At 41.7% G+C, this 22,271-nt stretch carries 17 protein-coding genes; 4 read left to right on the top strand and 13 right to left on the bottom strand.

What is annotated here, in order from left to right; all coding sequences use genetic code 11:
- Positions 1 to 308 precede the first annotated feature (308 nt).
- Positions 309 to 1,919: a glycoside hydrolase family 13 protein gene (locus QM406_RS06920; protein ID WP_414273791.1), complete on the bottom strand. Its 1,611-nt coding sequence runs from the start codon at positions 1,917 to 1,919 to the stop codon at positions 309 to 311.
- Positions 1,920 to 2,069: 150 nt separating this feature from the next.
- On the opposite strand from QM406_RS06920, the gene QM406_RS06915 reads away from it, so the two are divergent.
- Entirely contained in the window at positions 2,070 to 3,554 is a 1,485-nt protein-coding gene (locus tag QM406_RS06915) for a DUF1846 domain-containing protein (protein WP_414273790.1), read from the top strand.
- Positions 3,555 to 3,921: 367 nt separating this feature from the next.
- On the opposite strand, the gene glmS is transcribed toward QM406_RS06915, so the two are convergent.
- The 12 genes from glmS to nrdR all read right to left on the bottom strand — a co-directional run bounded on the left by glmS (position 3,922) and on the right by nrdR (position 19,838).
- A complete protein-coding gene (glmS, locus tag QM406_RS06910; protein WP_414273789.1) occupies positions 3,922 to 5,730 on the bottom strand; it encodes a glutamine--fructose-6-phosphate transaminase (isomerizing) in 1,809 nt (602 codons plus the stop codon).
- Positions 5,731 to 6,473: 743 nt separating this feature from the next.
- A complete protein-coding gene (gene recG / locus QM406_RS06905; RefSeq protein WP_414273788.1) occupies positions 6,474 to 8,489 on the bottom strand; it encodes an ATP-dependent DNA helicase RecG in 2,016 nt (671 codons plus the stop codon).
- A 24-nt stretch (positions 8,490 to 8,513) separates the two neighbouring features.
- Positions 8,514 to 9,617: an alanine racemase gene (alr, locus tag QM406_RS06900; protein ID WP_315640736.1), complete on the bottom strand. Its 1,104-nt coding sequence runs from the start codon at positions 9,615 to 9,617 to the stop codon at positions 8,514 to 8,516.
- The gene (acpS, locus tag QM406_RS06895) at positions 9,607 to 9,969 is read right to left on the bottom strand and encodes a holo-ACP synthase (RefSeq protein WP_315640904.1); all 363 of its coding nucleotides are present in this window, start codon (positions 9,967 to 9,969) and stop codon (positions 9,607 to 9,609) included. The genes alr and acpS overlap by 11 nt, the downstream gene beginning before the upstream one ends.
- A gap of 45 nt (positions 9,970 to 10,014) precedes the next feature.
- A complete protein-coding gene (locus QM406_RS06890) occupies positions 10,015 to 11,046 on the bottom strand; it encodes a 3-deoxy-7-phosphoheptulonate synthase (protein ID WP_075228792.1) in 1,032 nt (343 codons plus the stop codon).
- Position 11,047: 1 nt separating this feature from the next.
- A complete protein-coding gene (locus QM406_RS06885) occupies positions 11,048 to 12,079 on the bottom strand; it encodes a 3-deoxy-7-phosphoheptulonate synthase (protein WP_315640733.1) in 1,032 nt (343 codons plus the stop codon).
- An 81-nt stretch (positions 12,080 to 12,160) separates the two neighbouring features.
- Positions 12,161 to 14,674: a preprotein translocase subunit SecA gene (gene secA / locus QM406_RS06880; RefSeq protein WP_414273787.1), complete on the bottom strand. Its 2,514-nt coding sequence runs from the start codon at positions 14,672 to 14,674 to the stop codon at positions 12,161 to 12,163.
- Positions 14,675 to 15,266: 592 nt separating this feature from the next.
- A complete protein-coding gene (gene der, locus QM406_RS06875) occupies positions 15,267 to 16,577 on the bottom strand; it encodes a ribosome biogenesis GTPase Der (protein WP_414273786.1) in 1,311 nt (436 codons plus the stop codon).
- Positions 16,578 to 16,590: 13 nt separating this feature from the next.
- Positions 16,591 to 17,304 carry an NADPH-dependent oxidoreductase gene (locus QM406_RS06870; RefSeq protein WP_414273785.1) on the bottom strand — a complete coding sequence of 238 codons (714 nt, stop codon included), beginning with the start codon at positions 17,302 to 17,304 and terminating at the stop codon, positions 16,591 to 16,593.
- Positions 17,301 to 18,197 carry a primosomal protein DnaI gene (dnaI, locus tag QM406_RS06865; protein ID WP_049549027.1) on the bottom strand — a complete coding sequence of 299 codons (897 nt, stop codon included), beginning with the start codon at positions 18,195 to 18,197 and terminating at the stop codon, positions 17,301 to 17,303. The genes QM406_RS06870 and dnaI overlap by 4 nt, the downstream gene beginning before the upstream one ends.
- Positions 18,198 to 19,364 carry a DnaD domain protein gene (locus QM406_RS06860; protein ID WP_414273784.1) on the bottom strand — a complete coding sequence of 389 codons (1,167 nt, stop codon included), beginning with the start codon at positions 19,362 to 19,364 and terminating at the stop codon, positions 18,198 to 18,200.
- Complete coding sequence (gene nrdR / locus QM406_RS06855) at positions 19,365 to 19,838, bottom strand: transcriptional regulator NrdR (protein WP_049549025.1); 474 nt, start codon at positions 19,836 to 19,838, stop codon at positions 19,365 to 19,367.
- A gap of 139 nt (positions 19,839 to 19,977) precedes the next feature.
- Here nrdR and QM406_RS06850 point away from each other — a divergent pair, with 139 nt between their 5' ends.
- The 3 genes from QM406_RS06850 to QM406_RS06840 are packed head-to-tail and all read left to right on the top strand — an operon-like array spanning position 19,978 to position 21,789.
- A complete protein-coding gene (locus tag QM406_RS06850) occupies positions 19,978 to 20,343 on the top strand; it encodes a GntR family transcriptional regulator (protein ID WP_414273783.1) in 366 nt (121 codons plus the stop codon).
- Between the two features lie 3 nt (positions 20,344 to 20,346).
- A complete protein-coding gene (locus tag QM406_RS06845; RefSeq protein WP_414273782.1) occupies positions 20,347 to 21,042 on the top strand; it encodes an ABC transporter ATP-binding protein in 696 nt (231 codons plus the stop codon).
- A 15-nt stretch (positions 21,043 to 21,057) separates the two neighbouring features.
- Positions 21,058 to 21,789 (top strand): hypothetical protein, encoded by a 732-nt coding sequence (locus tag QM406_RS06840; protein ID WP_414273781.1) that lies wholly within the window; start codon positions 21,058 to 21,060, stop codon positions 21,787 to 21,789.
- The last annotated feature ends 482 nt before the right edge of the window (positions 21,790 to 22,271 follow it).

The raw sequence follows: 22,271 nt of genomic DNA, 5'->3' as shown, positions 1-22,271 counted from the left end.
CTCCTTTAAAATACTATTTTCACCATTATACCCTATTTTTATATAAAAGCAAGGGTTTCAAGGTGATTTTTTAGAAAATTCAAACTAATATTTATTAAAGAAGTTTCTACACTTATTTTAGAAAAGAGAGTGGGACAGAAATCGGTAATTCGTTAGAATTCGATTTCGTTGTCCCACCTCCGCACAGTTGAGTAGGGCTGTAAAAGCTGATGAAATCAGCGTAGTAGAGCCCACTCAACCACTGCGCCTTGCTCGGTAATCCAAAGACAATTGAGAGGCTAGCACTTTTGTCCCAACCTCTTTTAGGTTTATTTGACTAATTCGATACAGAAGGCATCCCATGGAGCCAAGCTCTGTGTAATCAAAACTGCTTCTACTGAGGTATTTTCAATCAAGATAGACTTAACTGACCCTTCTACTGCAAACTCTTGCTTTTGGTTGGACAAATTGGCGACCACTAGAAAACGACGGTCCACATCTTTACGGATATAAGCAAAGACTTTTTCAGCCGTATCTAGCAGCTCAAAGTCAGCACGAATTAACCAGCTATTTTCCTTACGAATTTCTACCAGTTTTTGATAAGTGTAAAAGATTGATGCTGGATTTGCTAAAGCTTCTTCTACATTTATCTTTACGTAATTTGGATTGACTGCAAGCCAAGGTTGACCATCTGAGAAACCAGCATTTTTTGTATCATCCCACTGCATTGGCGTACGGGCATTGTCACGACCAATCACGCGAATGCTATCCATAATTTCTTCTATCGGAACGCCTTTTTCAAGAGCTTCACGCGCATAATTGAGGGATTCGATATCCTCTACTTGATCCAGCGTTTCAAATGGGAAATTGGTCATTCCAATCTCTTCACCTTGGTAAATATAGGGAGTCCCTCTCATAAGATGAAGCAAGATGGCATACGCTTTGGCAGATTTTTCACGGTAGTCTTGGTCATTTCCCCAGATAGAAACAATACGAGGGAGGTCATGGTTGTTCCAGAAAAGTGAATTCCAGCCATCTTCAACTCCCAACTCGGTCTGCCATTTGTTGAAAATCTCTTTTAACTTCCCAACATTTAGCTCTTTTTGGTACTGCCACTTAGGTTTCCCTTCCTGATACTGAAGACAGATATGTTCAAACTGGAAGACCATAGACAGTTCTTGTCCTTTAGGATCTGAATAGAGTTTGGCAATCTCTGGTGTTGCTCCCCAAGTCTCCCCTACTGTCAAGAGCTCTTTGTCGCCGAAAGTAGCCTGATTCATTTCCTTGAGGTAGGGATGAAGCATAGGACCATTGTTGACAATCTTCTGATCAGGAATTTTCCCAATCATGTCAATGACGTCCATACGGAATCCACCAATCCCTTTATCAATCCAGAAATTCATCATCTCATAGATTTTTTGGCGAAGTTCTTCATTTTCCCAATTGAGGTCCGGTTGCTTCTTACTGAAAAAATGGAGATAGTATTGACCAGACTTTTCATCGTATTGCCAGGCAGAGCCACTGAAAATTGACTCCAATTCGTTAGGTTCATCACGCCAGATATAGTAGTCTCGCTCAGGACTATCAGGATTTTCACAAGCTTCGATAAACCAAGCATGCTCATCTGATGTATGATTGACCACCAAATCCATAATGATTCGGATATCTCGTTTTTTAGCCTCAGCAATCAGCACATCCATATCTTCCATGGTTCCAAAGATAGCCGCAATATCTTGATAATTGGCAATATCATAACCATTGTCATCCATGGGGCTATCATAGACTGGAGAAAGCCAGATCGCTGTGATCCCTAACTGAGCTAGATAGTCTAGCTTACTGGTAATCCCAGGTAAATCACCAATCCCATCTCCATTGCTATCATTAAAACTTTTTGGATAGACCTGATAAACAACGGCATTGTGCCACCATTTTTCTTGCATCTTTTTTCCCCTCTTAACATTCACTTTATTCCATCATAGACCTTTTATCAATTTTATGCAAGCGTTTGCCTCAATCTTTTTCCTTATTTCGAACCTCCGTTGTTTCTTATCTTCCATTTTTTTTATATAATAGAGGTCAGAGGTAAAAAAATGAAAAAACAAGCTTTTAGTTCTGAACAATATTTAAATCTACAACGCGACCATATCTTGGAACGCATCAACCAATTTGACGGCAAACTCTACTTGGAGTTTGGTGGCAAAATGTTAGAAGATTTCCACGCTGCTCGTGTCCTTCCTGGATATGAACCAGATAATAAAATCAAACTCTTACAAGAATTGAAGGAGCAAGTTGAGGTTGTTATCGCTATTAACGCTAGCAATATCGAGCACTCAAAAGCTCGTGGAGACTTGGGCATTTCTTATGACCAAGAAGTGCTTCGTTTAATCGATAAATTCAATGAACTCGGTATCTTTGTTGGTTCAGTCGTCATTACTCAATATGCAGGCCAACCGGCAGCTGATGCCTTCCGTAATCAATTAGAGAAAAATGGTATCGACTCTTATCTCCACTACCCTATCAAGGGGTATCCGACAGATATGGATCACATCATCTCTCCTGAAGGTATGGGGAAAAACGACTATATCAAAACTAGTCGTAACTTGATTGTCGTGACTGCTCCTGGGCCTGGTTCAGGTAAGTTGGCAACTTGTATGTCTAACATGTACCACGACCAAATCAATGGTATCAAGTCTGGTTATGCCAAATTTGAAACCTTCCCAGTTTGGAATCTCCCACTTCATCACCCAGTCAACTTGGCTTATGAAGCTGCTACAGCAGACCTAGATGATGTCAACATGATTGACCCATTCCATCTCCAAACTTATGGAGAAACCACAGTCAACTACAACCGTGATATCGAGATTTTCCCTGTTCTTAAGCGCATGCTAGAACGTATCTTGGGTGAATCTCCATATGCATCTCCAACTGACATGGGTGTCAATATGGTTGGTTTTGCAATCACTGATAACGACGCTGCCATTGAAGCATCTAAACAGGAAATTATCCGTCGCTATTACCAGACAGTTCTTGACTTCAAAGCTGAGAAGGTTGGAGAAACTGCTGTGAAGAAGATTGAGCTTCTCATGAATGACCTGGGTATCACACCAGCTGACCGAAAGGTTGCTGTTGCTGCTCGACAAAGAGCTGAAGAAACAGGCGGACCTGCTCTAGCTCTTGAATTACCTTCTGGTGAAATCGTTACTGGTAAGAACTCAGAACTCTTTGGTCCAACAGCGGCTGCATTGATCAATGCCATCAAAATGTCCGCTAACATTGATGCTGAAACAAAATTAATTGAACCAGAAGTGGTGAAACCAATTCAAGGTTTGAAAATCAATCACTTGGGTAGCCGTAACCCTCGACTCCACTCAAATGAAATCCTCATCGCTCTTGCTATCACAGCAATGCAGAATCCTGATGCAGATCGTGCCATGAAAGAACTCGGAAATCTCAAAGGAAGCGAAGCTCACTCTACGATTATCCTAACAGACGAAGATAAAAATGTTCTTCGCAAACTAGGAATCAATGTAACCTTTGATCCTTACTACCAATACGATCGTTTGTATCGCAAGTAAAAATACGAAACTCACTCCTCTAAGAGTTGGATTCTTATCGTCCAGCTCTTAGAGTTTTTTATATCTTGCAAGTCTTCCACAAGCATATCTTTCAAAAATAATTCTCATTTTAATAGAAACTGAGATAACATTTAATTTTAGATTTATTTCTAATGAATCCTTAAAAGGAGTGATACTCAATGAAAATCAAAGAGCAAACTAGAAAACTAGCTGCAGGTTGCTCAAAGCACTGCTTTGAGACATCTACACAAGAGAACTAGTTTGGTCATTGATTTTCATTGAAAATACAAAAAAAGGTGAACAAGACAGCATTCTGATTTCCAGAAAACTATTTTGTTCACTTTTGCTTATGAGTTAAACTTTTAGTTTATTCTACCGTTACTGACTTAGCAAGGTTACGTGGTTTATCCACATCAAGTCCACGGTGTAGAGTTGCAAAGTAAGCGACCAATTGTGTTGGTACGACCATTGAGATTGGTGAGAGGTAAGGGTGGACGGTCGTAAGAACGATATCATCTGTATCTTTGGCAACATTTTCTTCTGCAATGGTGAGGACCTTAGCTCCACGTGCTGCCACTTCTTGGATATTTCCGCGAGTGTGGTTTGCAAGAACTGGGTCTGACAAGAGGGCCAAGACAGGTGTTCCTTCCTCAATCAAGGCAATCGTTCCGTGCTTGAGCTCCCCAGCCGCAAAACCTTCACACTGGATGTAAGAAATCTCTTTGAGTTTGAGACTCGCTTCCATAGCTACGTAGTAGTCTTGACCACGTCCGATGTAAAAGGCGTTGCGTGTTGTTTCAAGGAGGTCACGAACTTTAGCATCAATCAATTCTTTCTCTGAAAGAGTTGATTCGATAGACTGAGCCACGATAGACAATTCATGAACCAAGTCAAAGGCTTTGGCTTTTTCATTGCCATTTGCTTCACCAACCGCTTTTGCAAGGAAGGCAAGGGCTGCGATTTGGGCTGTATAGGCCTTAGTTGACGCTACGGCAATTTCAGGACCTGCATGAAGCAACATAGTATGGTTGGCTTCACGTGACAGAGTTGATCCTGGAACGTTTGTCACTGTCAAGCTTGGGATTCCCATTTCATTGGCCTTGACCAAAACCTGACGGCTGTCAGCTGTTTCACCAGATTGACTGATAAAAACGAAGAGTGGTTTCTTGCTGAGAAGCGGCATACCATACCCCCACTCAGAGGAGATACCAAGTTCAACTGGCGTATCGGTCAGTTCTTCCAGCATCTTCTTAGAAGCAAATCCTGCGTGGTAAGATGTCCCAGCTGCTAGAATGTAGATGCGATCTGCGTCTTGAACAGCCTTGATGATAGCTGGGTCTACTACTACTTGACCAGCCTCATCAGTATAGGCTTGAATCAACTTACGCATCACCGTTGGTTGCTCATCGATTTCCTTGAGCATGTAGTAAGGATAAGTTCCCTTACCGATATCTGACAAGTCAAGTTCAGCAGTGTAGCTAGCACGCTCACGGTTATTGCCATCATAGTCTTGCACTTGGACGCTATCAGCTTTCACGATTACCAACTCTTGGTCATGGATTTCCATGTATTGGTTGGTTTCACGAATCATGGCCATGGCGTCTGAGCAGACCATGTTATAGCCTTCTCCAAGACCAATCAAAAGTGGTGATTTGTTCTTAGCTACATAGATGACATCTGGATTTTCAGAGTCAATCAAGGCAAAGGCATAAGAACCACGGATGATATGAAGAGCTTTTTTGAAGGCTTCAAGTACTGACAAGCCGTCTTCTTCTGCAAATTTTCCAATCAAGTGAACGGCGATTTCTGTATCCGTTTGTCCTTTGAAATGGTGACCTGCCAGGTATTCTTCCTTAATTTCAAGATAGTTTTCGATCACCCCATTGTGGACCAAGACAAAACGTCCTGTCTCAGAGCGATGTGGGTGAGCGTTATCTTCTGTTGGTTTCCCATGAGTGGCCCAACGAGTATGTCCGATACCAGTTGTCCCCTCAACACCAGTTGTCTTGGCAGACAATTCTGAGATACGACCAACAGCCTTCACCAAATGGTTTTCAGCACCACCTAGGACAAAAATTCCCGCAGAATCATAACCACGGTATTCGAGCTTTTCAAGCCCTTGAATCAAAATATCAGTTGCATTTGTGTTTCCAACAACACCAACAATTCCACACATAGTATATACGACACAGGCTAGCTGTGCTTTCCCCTTAAAATTGGTATAGTCTGATTTCTCTTTTATAGAATCAGCAAAAACAGTATATACTTGTTTCTTTTACTTGTCAAGAATAAAAATTGGTATAGCGTGATTCTACTGATTCTTTATACTAAAAGTCTATCATATTTCACCTAAAGCAAGTATTTAAAAAGGGCTTTACCGCCCTTAACAACTACTATTTTGTAGCAAGCTTGTCTGTCTTTACTACTTCTTGAAAGTTTTTTTGATAATTTACTTTAATCGTCATTGTCATGTGAGAGTCCTCATTTCTTTTTAATGACCCTAGTATAGGATACCTCCCTAAAAGCAAACTTAACATTTTCTTAGAAAAAACTAAAAGTAACTTCTGACTCAATGAAAACGAAAGAGCAAACTAGAAAGCTAGTCACAGCTTTCTCAAAGCACTGCATTCAGTTTACCAGATAGACTAAGACCTCGTTTGAAGTGGTGTTTAAGTTTATGAATTCAGTAAATAAAATTAATATAAGGATTTTTCTAAATCCCTTACCTGTGAATTCCATACAAAAAGAGCGTTACCGCTCTTTTACTTAGTATTTAAGAGAAGGTGATTGCTCCTGTTGAAACGTTTTTTGGTAATTTACTTTAATTGTCATTGTCATGTGAGAGTCCTCGTTTCTTTTTGATGACTCTAGTATAGGTAATAACCCTAAAAGCAAACTTAAGATTTTCTTAGAGAAAGCTTAATCTAAATGTTCTTTCTTTTCTAGATTTAGGGCAATCATATGCCACTCTGGGTCCTCCTGCCAGTTAGGAAGGGAGCTGATATAACTAGCTACCTTACGTGCTTCCTCAAGTATTGGGAAGTCCTCTATAATATCAGCCACTTGGAATTCTGGTAAGCCCGACTGTCTGGTTCCAAAGATTTCACCAGAACCACGCATTTTTAAATCTTCCTCAGCAAGAACAAAGCCATTTGTTGTCTCCGTCATGATGCGCATACGGTCTTTTCCAGAATCAGTCTTGGGATTGGCCACAAGAACCGCATAGGACTGCTTGTCTCCCCGACCGACACGACCTCTGAGCTGATGAAGCTGACTAAGTCCGAAACGGTCAGCATCCATGATAATCATGACGGTCGCATTGGGAACATTGACCCCAACCTCGATAACCGTTGTCGAAACCAGAATATCAGTCTTTCTATCTTTGAACTCCTGCATAATCTGGTCTTTTTCATCGCTCTTCATCTTCCCATGCAAGAGAGCAACTTTTGCTTTTTCTGAAAAATGAGCCGTCAACTCTTCCGATAAAGCGATAGCATTTTTCAAATCCAAGGCTTCAGATTCTTCAATCAAAGGAGAAATAACATAGGCTTGAGACCCTTTTTGAATTTCTCCTTCCAACCAAGTCAAAACCTGTGGCAGTTGCTCATGCTTGATCCAGCGAGTTACGATTGGTTTGCGCCCAGCAGGCATCTGGTCAATAATGGAAACATCCATATCTCCAAAGGCGGTGATGGCTAAGGTTCGTGGAATCGGAGTCGCCGTCATCATGAGGACATCTGGATTTTCTCCTTTTTCACGTAAAATACGTCTTTGTCCCACACCAAATCGGTGTTGTTCATCGATGATAATCAAACCAAGTCGAGCGTATTCCACCCCATCCTGTATAAGAGCATGGGTACCGACGATCACATCAACCTCGCCCTTAGCAATCGTTTCCAAAACCGTGCGTTTTTCTGCAGCTTTCAGTGAACCTGTTAGGAGGGCTAGTTTCAAATCTGGAAAGAGACTCTCTAAACTTTCAAAATGCTGCTCTGCAAGGATCTCTGTCGGAACCATTAGAGCTGCCTGATAACCAGCCGTTATAGCCGCGTACATCGCTAGCCCCGCAACCACTGTCTTCCCACTACCAACATCCCCTTGTAAGAGTCGATTCATGTGATGGTCCGACTTCATATCTGATAGGATTTCTTGCAGGCTTTTTTCTTGAGCTTGTGTCAAAGCAAAGGGTAACTTTTCTTTAACCGCAGTTAGTTTTTCCTGGGACCAATTCAGAACCAGACCACTTCCGTGAATCTTATTCTCAGACTTGAGGGTCTGTAATTGCATTTGGAAATAGAAAAGTTCCTCAAACTTGATTCGACGGAGAGCCTGCTTGTATTCTGCCAAATTCTTAGGAAAATGCATGGCACGAACAGCCTGACAGCGAGACATGAGTTTGTATTTATCTAGCAAGGACTGAGGGAGATTTTCCTCTATCAAGAGATCTAGCCCCTGATCAAAGGCGGTTTTAATGACCTTAACAAGGCTTGCTTGACTAACTCCTTGTGCGAGACGATAGACAGGTTGAAGGTCGTCCTCCACTTGGGCTAAAACCTTCATCCCTGTGAGACTAGCCTTGGCGCGATCCCACTTACCAAAAACGGCTAGAGTCGCTCCTAGCTCAATCTTGTCAGCCAGGTAGGGTTGGTTAAAGAAGTTCACTGAAAACACAACTTCTCCCTGCTTGAGGCTAAAGCGTAGGCGATTGCGCTTAAAACCATAATACTGAACACTAGCTGGTGTTACTACCTGACCAGATAGGACAGCCTTTTCACCGTCTTCTAGCTCTAGCACCTGCTTGGTCTTAAAATCTTCATAACGGAAAGGAAAGTAGAGCAAGAGATCTTGCAGGTTTTCAATTCCTAGTTTGGCATATTTCTCTGCTGATTTTGGTCCCACGCCAGGCAAGACATGCAAGGGTTGATGTAAATTCATGCTCTTCTCCTTTCCTTCTTTCTTTTAATGATATTCTCTCGGAACTCGATCACTGAGGAGGCAAACCACCTCATAATTGATAGTTCCTCTGTAGACTGCTACATCTGTTGCAGTAATTTCTTGATCACCGTCTGCACCAATCAAAGTTACCTTGGTACCTAATGGATACAGCTTATGCAAACGAACCGTGATCTGGTCCATAGATACCCGCCCTACGATAGGGCACAATTGTCCATCCACCAGAACTGAGAAATTCTGCATGTCTCTTGTCCAACCATCAGCATAACCGATTGGTAGCGTTGCAATGACTTGCTCACCGTCTGCCTGATAAGTTGCTCCGTAACCCATACAAGCACCAGCCTCTACTGTTTTGATATGAACGATGGCTGTTTCCAAAGTTAAGGCTGGTTTTAGTTCATAAGGCAATTCTAAAACTTGTCCGCTTGGATTGAGACCATACATGGAATCTCCCATGCGAACCGCATTGAAAATCGTTTCTGCATGCCATAGAGTCGTTGCGGAGTTACTCGCATGGACTAGTTCTGGTACTTCTTGCAAGTCAGCTAGGATTCCCTTAAAGCATTCTAACTGTTGATTAAAGTAACTATCCGACTCTTCATCAGCAGTTGCAAAGTGCGTAAAGATTCCCTCAACATTTGCTCCATGTCCCTTGAGTAAAGTTTGAGCTTGTGCTGCCTCGCTTGCACTTCTAAAACCAATTCGTCCCATACCTGAGTCAATTTTAAGGTGAACGGTTAAGCCTGATAAATCTGAATCAGTAGCAAGGAGATTCTCAATCCATTCCAATCCAGCCACTGTCAAGGTAATCGCATACTGCTTAGCCAATGAAAGAGATTCAACCTCAGATACTCCCAAAATGAGAATCTTCTTAGAAATTCCTGCCTGACGAAGCTCGATGGCTTCATCGATATTAGAAACGCAAAAACCATTGACATCATCCTGGATAGCCGTAGCAACAGCTACCGCTCCGTGTCCGTATGCATTGGCTTTCACAACCGCCCATTTTAGGGTATCTTTGGGAATATGCGCACCCATTTGTTGGATATTGTAGCGAATAGCACCCAGATCGATGAGGGCCTTAGTTGGTCTATGTGGACTAGTTTTCATAATCTTCCTCCAAAATAACACTAGCTGTCACAAACTGATCTGTATGGCTGATCGATAGCCACACTTTTCCTGAAAACGGGGATTTACTGAAGTAGGGGGCTCCTCTCTCATTGTTCAAGACTTCCAAGTCCTGAAAACCTAATTTCCCAATTCCCGTTCCCATAGCCTTTGAAAAGGCTTCTTTAGCTGACCAACGACCAGCCAAATACTCGACCTGTCTTCGACCCTTGAGACTGGAAAAGCGCTCCATTTCCTTGTCTGTCAAGACACGCTGGGCAAAACATTTTCTTTTTTCAACTGCATTTTGTATGGAAGCTAATTCTTCGATATCAATTCCGTGTCCAACTATCATTTTCGTCAAAAGGAGTTGAGATACCCCCAACTCCATCCTTTTCACTTATTTTGTTAAGGTAGTATAAATTTCTTCTACCAAGGCAACTGTGTTTTCCCATCCTAGACATGGGTCTGTAATAGAGCAACCAAAGATTTCTGGTTGATTTTGGCGACCATCTGCCAAGTAGGATTCAATCATGAAACCTCGAACTGTTTTCTTAATCTTTTCATTCCAGTCACGGTTGAGCAGTGCTTGGCGAACAATTCGAACTTGCTCCATATATTGTTTCCCTGAATTATCATGGTTGGTATCAATCATGATAAAGGGATTTTCAAGCCCCATAGACTCGTAACGCCCGATAGCATTTAAGAGAGTTTCATAGTAGAAGTTTGGTTCATTCTTCCCATATTCATTCATAGCTCCACGAAGGATAACGTGAGCTAGGGGATTACCTGAAGTCTCAACTTCTTGTCCATGGTAAAGAAATGTTTGCTTGTTTTGTGCAGCATAGATGGCATTAAACATAACAGACAGATTTCCAGAGGTTGGATTTTTCATACCCACTGGTGCATCAATCCCTGAAGCTACAAAACGGTGTTCCTGATCTTCTACTGAACGCGCACCCACTGCATGGTAGCTCACCAAGTCGTCAACCAAGACTAGATTGGATGGATAAAGCATTTCATCTGCTGTGGTTAGTCCAGTTTCTGTAATAACACGATAATGAAGCTGACGAACAGCCTGCAAACCATTAATCAAACTTGGTGCTTTAGAAGTATCTGGCTGATGAACCAAACCCTTGTAGCCATCTCCATTGGTACGTGGCTTAGCTGTGTAAACACGCATGACCATGAAAATCTTATCCGCAACTTTTTTCTGCAAGTCTGCCAAACGACGAGCATATTCAAGCACTGCTTCTTCATTATCAGATGAACAAGGTCCAATGACCAAAAGAATACGGTCATCCTTACCAGATAGAATATCAGCCAGTTCTTGGTCTCGGCTTTCCTTATGTTGCAAGGCTTCTGCAGATAATTGCGTTTCCGCCTTAATCGCTTCAATATCGATTTCTTGACCTTTTTCAATAAATGCCATATTATTCTCCTAGTCTTTGGTAGATTTCGCGTACAAGAGTCTCAGTATTTTCCCATCCTAGACATGGATCGGTGATAGATTTTCCAAAGACCTCTGGTTCATTTTGACGACCGTCTTCTAGATAAGACTCAATCATGAAACCACGGACATATTTTTTAATCTTTTCATTCCAATCGCGGTTAATCAAGGTCTGACGTACGATACGAATCTGATCCATATACTGTTTGCCTGAGTTATCATGGTTGGTATCAATGATGATAAATGGATTTTCAAGGCCCATCTTTTCATACTGGGCAATGGTATCCATCAAATTATCATAGTAGTAGTTAGGAATATTTTTCCCGTATTCATTGAGGGCACCACGGAGAATGGCATGCGATAGAGGATTTCCAGTCGTTTCAACTTCTTTCCCTAGGAAAAGGAAACTTTGTTTGTTTTGAGCTGCATAAATACCGTTGAACATAACATTGAGATTACCAGACGTTGGATTTTTAAAACCTGTCGCAAAATCTGCTCCACTAGCTACAAAACGGTGTTGTTGGTCTTCAACCGAACGAGCTCCAACTGCCATATAAGAAATCAAATCATCTACCAAAGGAAGGTTTTCTGGGTACAACATCTCATCCGCTGTGGTCATTCCTGTTTCAGAAATAACACGGTAGTGCAGGTGACGAACCGCCTTGATCCCATTGATGAGACTAGGTGCTTCTTTGGCATTTGGTTGGTGAATCAAGCCCTTATAGCCATCACCATTAGTACGTGGTTTAGCAGTGTAGACGCGCATCACCATAAAGACGCGGTCTTTTACTTCTTCTTGCAGTTTTGCCAAACGCTTGGCATACTCAAGAACTGCTTCTTCATTGTCAGACGAACACGGACCAATCACTAACAAAATGCGTTGATCTTCACCACGAATAATCGCTTCAAGTTCTTGATCGCGTTGTTGTTTATTGGCAAGTGCTTGTCCTTCTAATTTAGACAAACTACGAACTTCTTCAATATTAATTTTAGGGCTTTTGGCTGTAAATACCATGATTCATCCTCCTTATAAAGCAAACGGATGCCAAGCGAAAATTCACTTTTCACTAGGCATCCGCCTGAAAATTAGTCATTCTTAACGTCGTTTACCGTGACAGTTTTTAAATTTCTTACCAGAACCACATGGACACAAGTCATTACGCTTAACTTTGCTAAGATCCAAATCTGCAGGAAGCTCAGTCTGTTGTGCAGCAATATTACGAGCCGCTGTAGTACTGATATGACGCTCTGCTTGTGGACGCTCTTGTTCATGAATTTGTGCTTTCATCATCAAACGAGTCACATCAAACTCAATGGAACCAATCATATCATTAAACATACGGAAACCTTCTGCTTGATACTCAACGACAGGGTTGTTTTGTGCGTAACCACGAAGGCCAACAGCATTACGCAACTGATCAAGAGCATCGATATGGTCTGTCCACTTGTTGTCTACAACACGTAGGATCAAGACTTTTTGGAATTCTTTAACAGCTTCCTCATCTCGAAGCTTAGCAACTTGGCTATCGTAGACTTTCAAGGCACGTTGATAAAGTTCATCTTTGATTGCTTGGTCTGATAAACCTTCTAGGTCTGAAAGTGAAATTGAATCTTCTGGAAGCAAGTTGTATCTTGCAAAATTCAAGATAGCTTCTAGTTTTTCATCCTGTTTAGCACGCGCATGATTATCAACAACACGATTAATAGTGCGTTTAATCATCGCATGAATCTCAGGAGCCAAGTCACGATCAGCAGTGATGACATCGTAACGTTGTGAGTAAATAATCTCACGTTGCTCACGCATGACATCATCGTATTGAAGGACTTGTTTACGTGTGTCGTAGTTGTTTCCTTCAACACGTTTTTGTGCTGCTTCAACCTGACGTGTCAACATACGAGATTTGATTGCTTCGTCTGACATATTGAGACGTTCAAAGACACCCTTCAAGCGCTCTGAACCGAAACGTTTCATCAAATCATCTTCAAGAGAAAGGTAGAATTGAGATTCCCCTGGATCCCCTTGACGTCCTGAACGTCCACGAAGCTGGTTATCGATACGACGGCTTTCATGACGTTCTGTACCGATGACACAAAGTCCACCAAGTTCACGAACACCTTCACCGAGCTTAATATCAGTACCACGACCGGCCATGTTGGTCGCGATTGTAACTGCACCACGCTGACCAGCGTTCATGATAATTTGAGCTTCTTTGTAGTGGTTCTTGGCATTCAATACTTCGTGAGGAACACCTGCAGCTACCAATTTTTTAGAAATATAATCACTAGTTTCAACTGCAACAGTACCTACCAAGACAGGTTGACTTTTTTGGTAGCGAGCTTTTACATCTTCGACAACAGCCTTAAATTTAGCTTCAAGACTAGCATAAAGTACGTCTGGATGGTCAATACGTTGAACTGGACGGTTTGTTGGGATAGGAATAACACGAATATTGTAGATTTCGCGGAATTCTTCTTCCTCAGTCTTACCAGTACCTGTCATACCAGACAACTTCTTGTACATACGGAAGAGGTTTTGGTAGGTGATGGAAGCTGAAGTCTTAGTTTCGTCCTGGATTGGCACACCTTCCTTAGCCTCAATCGCTTGGTGCAAGCCATCAGAATAACGACGACCTTCCATAGTACGACCTGTAAATTGGTCGACAATCAAGATTTCCTGCTCTTCGCTGACCACATAGTCAATATCAAGAAGCATGATGTAGTTGGCACGAAGGGCATTATCGATAAAGTGAGTCAAGGCTACGTTTTCGATATCGTAGAGATTTTCTAGTTTGAAGTAGCTTTCAGCCTTGTCAATACCAGAATCAGATAGACCAATTGTCTTAGACTGAATATCAATGATATAGTCATCCTTATCCAAAGACTTCACAAAATGGTCAGCCATATGGTAGAGTTGGCTGGTTTCAACTGCATTGGCTCCTGAAACGATCAAAGGAGTACGAGCTTCGTCGATCAAGATTGAGTCAACCTCATCGACCAAGGCGTAGTTGAGTGGACGTTGAACCATATTTTCAGCACGAACGACCATATTATCACGAAGATAATCGAAACCAATCTCTGAGTTTGTTGAATAAGTGATATCACACTCATAAGCTTCTTTTTTCTCCATTGGAGATTTGGCCGCCAAGTTGATCCCTACTGATAAGCCAAGCCATGAGTACAACTCACCCATCTCAGTCGCGTCACGTTCAGAAAGGTATTCATTGACCGTAACTACGTGAACCCCTTTGCCTGAAAGAGCATTGAGGTATACAGGCATCGTCGCTGTCAAGGTTTTACCTTCACCCGTACGCATCTCAGGAACGTCACCATGGTGAAGAACGATACCACCCATAACCTGAACCTTATATGGGAAGAGACCAAGGACACGCTTAGCTCCCTCGCGTACAACAGCAAACGCCTCATACAGAAGTTGGTCAAGAGTCTCACCATTTTGGTAGCGTTGTTTGAATTCTTCTGTTTTTGCTTGCAATTGCTCGTCTGTTAACACAGCCATTTCATCTTCATATTTTAGGACTTTGTCCGCCATCTTTTCCAGACGACGAATCTCTCCTTTATCATTTTCGATGATTGTTTTTAGTAAATTTGCCATTTTTTTCCTTACTTTAAATTCTGAATATTTTAGAATGTTCTTTTTATTGTAGCATATTTGCCCAATTTTTTCAAGAAATATTCCGTTTTCCCTTAGGACGAAAAAAGAGCTAATCATCAAGATTAGTTCCCTTAAAATTCCTATTCCGATGCTAGTTTTCTTTCAGGTACAAGCTTGCCTATTTCTTTCAAGAAAGACTAGATTTCTTCTTTTCCAATCGCAGCTTATTCATAAATTTTAGACAAGCATAGATTTTCCAGTCATTGACTAAGGATAAAAGGACTAAAAGTAGCCAGATCATCCATCTAGCAAGATCACTTGGTTCTTGTAAAATAAAGTTAAATAAGACTAGCGAAAAAAGAGTGAAAACTAGACTAAACAAGGCTGCTAGAGGCATATAAAACCAATAAAAATAGTAAAAGACAGAAAAGTACTTACTTCCTGGCTGTACCTTCCCTTGCCAACGAAAAAAGTAAAAGTAGGGTGCCAAAATCAAGAATTTTAATAGTTTTTCCATCTCCTTACCTCTCCAACGCGTTCCTTATTTTATTATAGCAAAAAATCTGGAAATATCCTTCCAGATTCTGCTTTTTTACTTTCGTTTTCTTGCAATCAGATGAATCGGTGTTCCTTCAAAGACAAAGGCTTTGCGGATTTGATTTTCCAAGAAACGCAAGTAAGAGAAGTGCATGAGTTCTTCTTCGTTGACAAAGATGACAAAAGTTGGTGGTTTGGTTGCCACTTGAGTAGCATAGAAAATCTTGAGGCGTTTCCCTTTGTCGGTCGGTGTTGGGTTGATGGCGATAGCATCCATAATCACATCATTCAAGACAGCCGATGGAATACGGGTGTTTTGACTCTCGCTGATTTGCTTAATCATCTCAGGCAACTTGTGGAGACGTTGCTTAGTCAAAGCTGAAACAAAGATAATTGGTGCGTAAGGCAGGTATTGGAACTGCTCACGGATATCCTCTTCCCAGTTTTTCATGGTGTGGTTGTCTTTTTCAAGGGTATCCCACTTATTGACCACGATAATCATCCCTTTACCAGCTTCGTGGGCAAATCCAGCGATACGCTTGTCATACTCACGAATACCTTCCTCGGCATTGAGGACCATCAAAACTACATCTGAACGGTCAATAGCACGCATAGCACGCATAACCGAGTATTTCTCAGTATTTTCATAGACTTTACCTGACTTACGCATACCAGCCGTATCAATCATGGTAAACTCTTGGCCGTCAGCATCTGTAAAATGGGTATCAATGGCATCACGAGTGGTACCAGCGACAGGGCTGGCAATGACGCGATCTTCTCCCAAAATGGCATTAATCAAGCTCGATTTTCCAACATTTGGACGTCCAATCAAGCTGAATTTAATAACATCTAGATTTTCTTCTTCAACTTCATGTGGGAGGTTTTCCACAATAGCATCCAGCACATCCCCTGTCCCGATACCGTGAACAGATGAGATTGGTAGAGGTTCGCCCAATCCAAGAGCATAGAAATCATAGATATCATTTCGCATCTCTGGATTGTCAACCTTGTTAACGGCTAGGATGACTGGTTTATGAGTTTTATATAGTTTACGGGCAACGTATTCGTCCGCATCTGTAATTCCTTCTTTACCAGACACGACAAAGACGATAACATCTGCTTCTTCCATGGCAATTTCTGCCTGGTGCTTGATTTGTTCCATGAAAGGCGCATCGACATCATCGATTCCCCCAGTATCAATCATACTAAAAGAACGATTGAGCCACTCACCTGTGGCATAGATACGATCTCGCGTTACACCTTCAATATCTTCTACGATTGAGATGCGTTCTCCCGCGATACGGTTAAATAGGGTTGATTTCCCAACATTGGGACGCCCTACAATGGCAACAGTTGGTAAGGCCATGTTTTCTCACTTTCTACAATAACTTCTTCTGCTCAAGATTTTCTCGAGTCGAGCTTGGTTCTGGATTGCCGAATTGCTCCGCTAAACGTTGACTCCAAGTAGTAGTCGCACGCGCACCTGCATATTCAGTCTGTACACGGTCATAGGCTTCAATTGCCTCAGTTGACTGTTCTTGGTATTCTTCCTCAAAGACAACATGCTCTAGTGGCAATCTTGGTTTTACATCATGCTTTTGATTTGGCACACCGAGTGCAATCCCAAAGACTGGATAGGTATAGTCAGGAAGCTTGAACAATTCTGCTAACTCAACAGACTTGTAACGCACCAAACCGATAATCACTCCTCCGTAGCCTAGGCTTTCTGCCGCAAGCAAGGTATTTTGCCCAGCAAGCGCAGCATCTACTGAAGTGATGAGGAGTCCTTCCACCCCTTGAGGTTGGAAAACATCCGTATGAAGACGGGCCCCTTTTTCTGCACGGTTTAGGTCCCCAACAAAGAGGAGAAAGGCTGCAGACTGGCGAATCGCTTCTTGAGGAACTAGCTCAAATAAGGCATCCTTCTTTTCTTGACTTCTAACTACAATCACAGAATACGATTGGAAATTTTTCCAAGAAGAAGCCATTTGTCCTGCAGACAAAATGGTATTTAAATCTTCTTGGGGAATCTCTTGCTCCTTAAATCTACGCACTGAAGTATGAGCCTTCATTAATTTGATTGTTTCTGTCATCGGCGGTTTTCTCCTTCAAGTCTTGTTTCCTCTGCTAAATAACGAATGCGTTCCATGACGCGTCTAGCTTCCCAGGTTTCGTCATTTCCGTTTTTCCCTTTAGCGAAATGCTTCTCCAAATCTTCAAAGTTGAAGTTGGAGGTGAAAAAGGTTGGCAAATCTTCCTGCATACGATATTGGAGAATGACCTGCAGGATCTCGTCACGCACCCAAGCTGTAGATTGCTCGGCACCAATATCATCCAAAATCAAGACTTCAGCAAGCTTAATCTCATCCACCAAGGTCTTGACATTGCCATCACCGATGGCATTTTTGACATCGATGACAAAGCTCGGATAGTGGAGGAGAGTTGATGAAACGCCACGTTTTTCTGACAAATCATGAGCTAGGGCAGCCACCATGAAACTTTTACCCACACCAAAGTCTCCATATAGGTAGAGACCTTTTCGAATAGCTGGATATTGCTCCACAAAGGCTAGGAGCTTTTCAAAAACTGGCAAGCGCCCCAAATCATCCAGGTCTACTTGAGCTAAGCTAGCTTTTTTAAGACTAGCTGGAAGGTTGATTAGTTTGAGACGGTTTTTAATCGCTGCTTCTTTTTCCGCTGCAATTAGCTCTGGAGTCTCTTCATAAGAGACGTCCGCATAGCCATGGTTCATGACTAGGATAGGCTTGTAGCCACGCGCGATATAGTCTGTATCTCCTCGGAGGAACTTATCTCTCTCAGTGATATATTGGTTAAACTTGGAAATACTACGGTTCAACTCCTCCTGACTGAGGGATTCTTTCTGGATAAAGGCCGCAACATCAGGGTCTTTCACAATTTGCTGGACCAAATCCTGATACTGAAATCGGCTTGGTTGACGCTTGAGTACGTCTCCGACACTTTCCATCTAGTCTCCTCCTTTTTCTAATCGAGCTAACATTTCTTTTTTCTTACGTTCTAGTTCTAAACGAGTTTCTTCGCTCGTTTCATTCTTATATTCAGGATTGCTCCATTTAGGCACATTGGTTTTTACTGGGGCAGTCTGATTCTGCTTTTGCGTTTTTGCTTTTTGGCCACGTTCACGAATACGGAGGACAGCCTCCTCGGCACTACGAATATTTTGATAGGCGTAGTCATTAGCCACCTTCATGGCGTATTTTTCATTGATATTGGCCGAATCAACCTTATTAAAGGTTAGGAGCAAGATAACATTGATCACTTCATCCAACAAGCCCAAGGCTGCCATCTGCTGGAGCAGGTCCCGTTCAGTCTGGGTAATATTTCCCTTGCGGGTCTGCTTGATTTCAGCAAGGAACTGCAAGGCTGTCTTTCTCTTAGCCTCTCGGATAATGGTTGCTTCCTTGGGACTAAAGTCAGAAGTCACAGGCTTTTGCGCTATCTTTTCACGGATGCGTTTGACAGAAATCACTTGCGACACTGCTGTCGCTTTGGCTACTTGATAAGTCTCAAACCAGGTCCACTTCTGCTCGTCTGCTATTGCAAACAAGGCCAAAACATCCGAAGTCTCATCTTGAAAACGAAGACCATCGCGAGCCATGAGCTGACGGAAATGCTCCAAATCAAAATCATCTGCCGTAGGCTGACTGCTAGAGGTTTCTTGACTCGCAGACTCGGATAACTGATGAAAAATTTGACTCAAGGCCACCGAGATCGGTTCCCCTTCAACACTTTCCTGTCTCATGACTGCAACCGCACTATCCCCAATCATTTTTTCTAACAAGGTTCGATAAACTGTATGTTGTAAAAATTCTTGAGTTGATAAGGGAGAATGGAGTAACAAGTTATAGGTCTCCCCCTGCTGATAGAGGGTCACCAATTTCATGGCTGTTAGAGTTTTAAAAGCCTTTAAAAGTGTATCCATCCCAAAATTCAGATGGTTGAGCATAGCTGCAAAGAGATGCTCCTTTTGACCATCATCCCAAAAAGTCACAGCATAAAGATAGAGGCTCAGCGCCTCCTGACCGATAATCGGGAGGTAGCACTGCACCATTGATGAGGTATCTTGCGACACCCGATTATTCTTTACAAAAGAAAAACGGTCATTTGGCTTCATTTATTTTTCCTTTTTCTTTTTAGAGGATTGTGTAATCTGCTGGAGTAGGCTCTCAAGCTCACTCACATCCTTAAAGCTACGGTAGACACTGGCAAAACGTACATAAGTAATCTCATCGAGCTCTGCCAATTCTTCCATAACCAAGGAACCAATATCCTCACTCTGAATTTCGTTTTCATTGCGACTACGGAGTTTTTGTTCGATGCGATTGACCACCATGCCAATTTCATCACTGGACACTGGACGTTTCTGGGCTGAACGAATAATCCCGTTAAAGATTTTATCTCTTGAAAATTGTTCCCGTGTACCATCTTTTTTGACCACAACTAGTGTTCTCTCTTCTACGCGTTCATAGGTTGTAAACCGATGCTGACACTCTTCACACTCACGTCTTCTTCTGATTGTATTTCCTTCTTCAGCCTGGCGACTATCGATTACACTTGATTTTGTAGCGCCACATTTTGGACAACGCATGCCTTTCCCTCCTTGTCGTTTTCTTTTCATTATACCATTTTTTAAGAGATTCCCAAAATAATTCTCCTTTTGGCTTGACAAGTTTTTTGTTTTGTTGTATTATTGAATTAACACAAAGGTAAATAGAAAGGAGATCGTGATGTCTTGGACATTTGATAACAATAAACCCATTTATTTGCAGATTATGGAGAAAATCAAATTGCAGATTATTTCCCATAAACTCGAGCCCAATCAACAGCTTCCAACCGTTAGAGAATTAGCAAGCGAGGCAGGGGTCAATCCCAACACCATCCAGCGTGCCCTAGCGGACTTGGAGAGAGAAGGCTTTGTCTATACCAAGCGAACATCTGGACGCTTTGTCACAGAGGATTTGGACTTGATCCTCCAATCCCGTAAGCAACTGTCAGAAGAACAGCTGCAACAGTTTGTAACAGGCATGGTAGTATTCGGCTATGAAAAAGAAGAACTACCGACTGTTTTGAGAGATTATATTGAAGGAGTTTAAACTATGACCTTGTTAGCATTTGAAAATGTGTCAAAATCCTACGGAGCAAGTCCTGCTCTTACAAATGTTTCCCTTGAAATTCCAGCTGGACAAATCGTTGGTCTCCTTGGACCAAACGGTTCTGGAAAAACAACCTTGATTAAACTAATCAACGGCTTGCTACAGCCAGAGGAAGGACGTATCCTTATCAATGGTATGGAACCAAGCCCAGCAACTAAAGCGATTGTTTCTTATCTCCCTGATACGACCTACCTCAACGAGCAGATGAAGGTCAAGGAAGCTCTCACTTATTTCAAGACCTTCTACCAAGATTTCAATCTGGAACGTGCTCAAGGTCTTCTTCGTGACCTTGGCATCGATGAGAACAGCCGTTTCAAAAAACTCTCAAAAGGGAACAAAGAAAAGGTTCAGTTGATCCTTGTCATGAGTCGTGATGCTCGTCTATATGTGCTTGATGAACCAATCGGTGGTGTCGACCCCGCAGCTCGTGACTATATCTTGAACACCATCATTAACAACTACTCTCCAACTTCAACTGTCTTGATTTCAACTCACTTGATTTCAGATATCGAACCAATCTTGGATGAGATTATCTTCCTCAAGGATGGAAAAGTCGTCCGTCAAGGAAATGTTGATGATATTCGCTATGAGTCTGGAGAGTCTATCGATCAACTCTTCCGTCATGAATTCAAAGCCTAGTTAAAGGAGATTATTATGTTTTGGAATTTAGTTCGTTATGAATTTAAAAATGTTAACAAATGGTATTTAGCCCTCTATGGTGCTGTGTTAGCACTTTCTGGTCTTATCGGAATTCAAGCAAAGACCTATAACAATCTACCCATCAAAGAAAGTCAACCTATTCTACTTGCTTTTCTTGCACTCGTATTTGGTGGCTTGATGATTACGCTTGGGATTTCAACCTTGATTTTGATCATCCGTCGCTTCAAAGGTAGTGTCTATGACCGACAAGGTTATCTCACTTTGACCTTGCCAGTTTCCGAACACCAGATTATCCTAGCCAAACTCTTAGGGGCCTTCATTTGGTCTCTGATCAGTTCAGCAGTATTGGTTCTGAGCATTTATATCATTCTTGTGATAATTGAGCCTAATTCTGTTGATTTCCTTGCTTTTAAAGACTTGTTCCAACAGTACCTAGACAGTATCAGCTTATCTCTGATTTCATTCATCCTCAGCACTGTAGCAGGCATACTATGCATCTACTTGGCAATCTCAATCGGACAACTCTTTAATGAATACCGTACAGCTCTTGCAGTTTTAGCCTATATTGTCATTCATGTTGTCCTTGGATTCAGTGATCTCTTCTTAAACTTTGGTACCCATTACAATATGATGCTTACTTATGAAATCTTCAAAGACCTAATCCTTATCGCAGTCTTCTATCTCGGAAACTACTACATCTTGAAAAACAAGGTTAATCTTCAGTAATCATTCAGAGGCTAGTTAAAAACTTAATTTTATAGTGGATTGAACTTAGAGTAGCACGTCATGGATTCTAAAACATTTTTAAAAATTAATTTGACTTTCCTAACCTCTTTGTTCATATCTTATTTCAATCAACTATAGTAAAAAATGAAATAGATCTGTCTATGATCAAACGCATATTATCGGCTCTATAATATTTGTAGTGGGTAAATCCCCTATAGATATTATGGAGCCTATTTTTGTGTAGAAAACATACTAAGATTAGTAGTGAGAAAATCTCCGACGGGAGAGAGTACTCACTACTTTTTCTTTATGTTAAAGTAGAGGTGTCTTGTAAAGTCGTAGGGCTCTTTGGCGCTAGACGTCGCGTATTGAAAATAAAATCACTAAAACACGGAATTATTCAAGACAAAAGAGGTAATATCATGCGTACAGTATTTGGGATTGATGTGAGTAAGGCAAGTTCTGAGGTGGCAATTTTAGTC

It is taken from the genome of Streptococcus infantis (assembly GCF_047465035.1).
GTDB lineage: Bacteria > Bacillota > Bacilli > Lactobacillales > Streptococcaceae > Streptococcus > Streptococcus infantis_T.
Note: the sequence above shows the minus strand (reverse complement) of the source record. Positions and strands in the feature narration are given on the sequence as shown.